Annotated in this window: 2 protein-coding genes; both read right to left on the bottom strand. The window is 48.1% G+C overall.

Translation table 11 applies throughout. From position 1 onward, the window contains the following. The coding region (locus N477_RS03160; RefSeq protein ID WP_155731780.1) for a condensation domain-containing protein at positions 1–2,683 on the bottom strand (2,683 nt) is incomplete at its 3' end. Continuing rightward, positions 2,680–4,135, bottom strand: a 1,456-nt coding sequence (locus N477_RS03155; protein WP_155731779.1) for a non-ribosomal peptide synthetase, incomplete at its 5' end; no start/stop codon positions are given. The genes N477_RS03155 and N477_RS03160, both read right to left, overlap by 4 nt.

The following is a 4,135-nucleotide window of genomic DNA, read 5'->3' as shown; positions in this document are numbered from 1 at the left end:
GCCCGTCCCCGCCGATGTATAACTCACCAACACTGCCAAGAGGGGCCTGTGCCCCATCCGCCGTGAGAATATATAACTGGCAGTTAGCAATAGCGCGGCCTATGGTGATAGGCTGCGCCGGTTGTAAGCGTTCCACTGTGGCCCATACTGTGGCCTCGGTCGGACCGTACTCATTAAACAAGCCAACAGGCTGCCCAGCAAAATACTGATAATGCTTGTCCACCAAAGACGGCGCACATTCTTCACCCGCTACGACAATCCCCTTTAAACTCAATCGGGCAGGCGCACCACGCTCATTGAGGCAATCCAAAAGAACACCATAGAAACCCGGCACAGCCGAAAAGTGGGTGATTTGCCAGTGCTCCAGCTGCGTAATAAATTGTTCGGCATCATTTTGTAGGGCAACACTGGCAATACACAGCCTAGCACCTGAGGTTAAAGCAGAAAACACTCCTGCAACTGAACTGTCGAATGAAAAAGACGACACCAACATAAAGGCCTGTAAGCCATCATAGGTATTGTTGCGACAACGCGTTGAATGATGCAGTGACTGATGAGAGATCATAACTCCCTTCGGTTTACCGGTTGACCCTGACGTATAAATAACATAAGCCAGATGTGAGGAAGTGAGTTCCAGCTCGGTTTTAGCTAGGTTTTCATTACTGTATGCTGCGAGTGGTACTGTGCTAAGCGACTGATACGCGAAATCCGTTTTCAGCGCCTGCCAAATATCAGGCTCACTAAGCACCACTTGAGGCGCAGCATCGCGTAACATATAGTCTATACGGTCACTCGGGTAACTGGGGTCAATGGGCACATAAGCCCCCCCAGCTTTAAGTACTGCCAGCAGTGCAACCACCATATTGACCGAGCGGGACAAACACAACCCCACTAGACTCCCAGGTTTCACATCATATTCTTGGCGCAAATAATGGGCGAGCTGATTTGCGTTTTGGTTGAGTTGGGCATAACTCAGCTGGCTGTCATCACACTGTACGGCAATGGCATCCGGCGTTAACTCTGCATGTTGCTCAATCAATTCGTGAATACATAACTCTGTATCATAGTCTTCCTGCTCACCAGCCAGTAGCTGATCGATCTTACGGCCTTGTAGCGGTGAAAACAACGACAGGGTATTAAGGCCTAGTTCAACAGTATTTCCATCGAGTGCGGCCAGTTGGGCTAACACGCAACTCAATTGCGCATTCAGCTCGGTTATCCTGGTAGCTGTAAAAAGTGCCGGATCATATACCCAGCTTAGAGCGGCGCCTTGTTTGTCAAAGCGAATGTCCAATTCAATATCCGACTTCACCATCGCCTCCTCGGCTTCGATGGGTGTCACACTGAGCCCCGGTAAGGTCAAAGCTTCACGGCCTTCACTACTGAGTACCCCGAAGTCATTACTGCAAGTCAGAACCAGCTGGAACAAGGGCGTATAAGATCGGTCACGCTGTGTATTCAGCTCTTTAACCAATAACTCAAACGGCACCTCCTGATTGGCTAAGGCCGCTAAATTAACTTGTTTAACATGCTCGAGATACTCTGCCACGGTTGTATGCTCAGTACTGACTCTTAATACCAGTGGGTTGACAAAAAAACCGATAAGACGGCTCAGCTCGGGATGCTCTCTGTTTGCAACGGGTGTACCTATGGTTATGTCCTGACTATTACCATGACGCGCGACCAACAATGCAAATGCGGCATGAAATAACATGAATGGGGTTAAATTTAACGCACGAGCTAGGCGCTGTAATCCGCCTGCAACATCTATGTCAATCCTGCCCTGAACACGTTGACCTTTGCTCTGTTTTACTTCCGGACGATCAAAATCCAGCATCAGCGGATGCAGCGGTTGCAGCTCGGCCAATTGTTGACGCCAGTAATCCAGCTTACCCTGTAAAGCATTATCACTGAGGCGCTGACGCTGCCAGCAAGCATAATCAGCATACTGGATATCTAACTCATCACCAGCGCAGACACCAGTCGTTTGCCTAGTTTCATAATTTTGGCAAAACTCTGCCAGCAGAATATCGGTCGACCAACCATCCGAGGCAATATGGTGCATATTTATCGCCAATACCCCTTCGTCAGTGCTCAGTTTTATATACAATACCCGTAACATTAGATCTTTGTTCAAATCAAAAGGTCGTGTTCGGTATGCTGCAAGTAACTCGGTTACGGCATCCGCACGCGCCGAGCCACTATGGTCAGATAAGTCTTGTGTATCAATCTGAAAAGAAAATGTGTCCTGAACCTGCTGATAAATCTGCTCATCATGCTGGCGATACACAGTGCGAAGGATCTGATGCCGCACAATGATATCTGTAAACGCCTGCTGAGCTATATCACAGTCAAACTGTCCCGCTATGTGCATTTCCGAAGTCATATTGTAAGTCGCATTGTGTTCATTCAACTGTTCGACCAACCAGAGTGACTGCTGTGAATAAGACAAAGGAACGGCATTTTCAGCATACTGATGACGGACAATTTCAACTTGTCCTGCGTCGTTATCCTGTTGTGCGCTCAGCCAACTGAGCAGCTCTGCTTTATGGGTTCGGATGAGTTGCAGGTCTTGCTCGCAAACAGCTCCTTGCGGCGCTTTTATCTTTAACTCCCCCTCGCGTGCAGTTATTAATATGTCTCTCTCAACAAAAGATTCGACCAACTGTGGCACATTTATCATACTGAAAATTCCTGAATATCTTCTTGTTCTTGTAAGGATTGCTCCAGCGCTTTACGTTTTATCTGAGGCGTGATCAACGCCCCAAGCTCTCTGATGCTGCTGTGCGTAAACACCTGCTCTAGGGTCGGCTTAACCCCTAGGCGGTGCTCCACCAGACTGACCATGCGAATACTGGATAGTGAGTGACCGCCAACATTGAAGAAACTAGCAGTAACACTGAGTTCAGACGCTTCAATATCTAACAGTTCACTCCAGATCTCGACCAAGCTCTTTTCTATATCAGTGCTCGGTGCAATATACTCCTCTTGTAACTTAAACAACGCGCTATTTTTCAGCGCCCTTTTGTCTATCTTGCCGTTGCTAGTTAATGGCCAGGACTCAACCCGGGCATATTCACTCGGCAACATGTAATAAGGTAATACAGCAGCCATATTCGCGGTCAGCTCAGTCAGCACCTGCTCGACGTCGAGCTCAGATTTCAGCTTCACATAAGCTACTAGCTCGTGGCCTTGCTCAGCATCTCCTCTGGCAACCACCAACGCAGACTCAACCCCCGCAGAACTGGCAATATGATGCTGAACTTCACCCAGCTCTACGCGGTGCCCACGTACCTTGATTTGCTCATCTACACGACCAATAAACTCGATCTGCCCAGCTGGCAAACTGCGTACCAAATCACCGGTTTTATACCAGCGCTGTTCACTGCCATCACAACTTAATATTGTCGTGGTAACAAAACGTTCAGATGTCAGGACAGGATTATGCAAATACCCTCTGGCGATACCGGCACCACTGACATACAACTCCCCAGTCACGCCGGGTGAAGCAACCTGCCCCAGACAGTCAACAACTGCCAGGTTGACGTTATCAATAGCCTGACCAATTGGAATGCTCTTCGCCTCTACCAATTGGTGTTCTGAAATGCGGTTAATAGCACAACCTACGGTGGCTTCAGAGGGGCCATAGTGATTAAATACCTGTACCGCTCTGAGCGCTTCAGGTAACTGCCGGTACTTACTTTGTAGTAAGGCTTCACCACCAATAAACAATATATGGTTAGGCAGCGTCACCTTGTCTACGTCATGGTAGATCAGTGCATCTAAATGAGCTGGTGTGATCTTAAACAACTTAGGTTCCACTGCATTAAACACTTCTTCAGCCAGCTCATCTAAGGATGCAGCATCCGAATAAGTTGATAATTTAAGGTACTTACCCATACACAAGGGCAGCCAGAAACTTGTTGCTGTACCGTCAAAGCAAATATTGGTATTCACATAGCTGCCAGCAACATCCTGACAGTTTGTTGCCAACGCCTGTACATAGTTGTCTAGGCTGCGATGTTCAATCATAACTCCCTTGGGTTGTCCGGTAGAGCCTGAGGTATAAATTACATAAGCCAGTGCGTCAGCACTCAGTCCCAGTGCCGTACGGTCTGGATTTTCGCAGCTGTAT

Origin of the sequence: Pseudoalteromonas luteoviolacea H33-S (genome assembly GCF_001625695.1) — a bacterium.
GTDB lineage: Bacteria > Pseudomonadota > Gammaproteobacteria > Enterobacterales > Alteromonadaceae > Pseudoalteromonas > Pseudoalteromonas luteoviolacea_B.
This window is presented reverse-complemented; position numbering and strand designations above follow the sequence as displayed.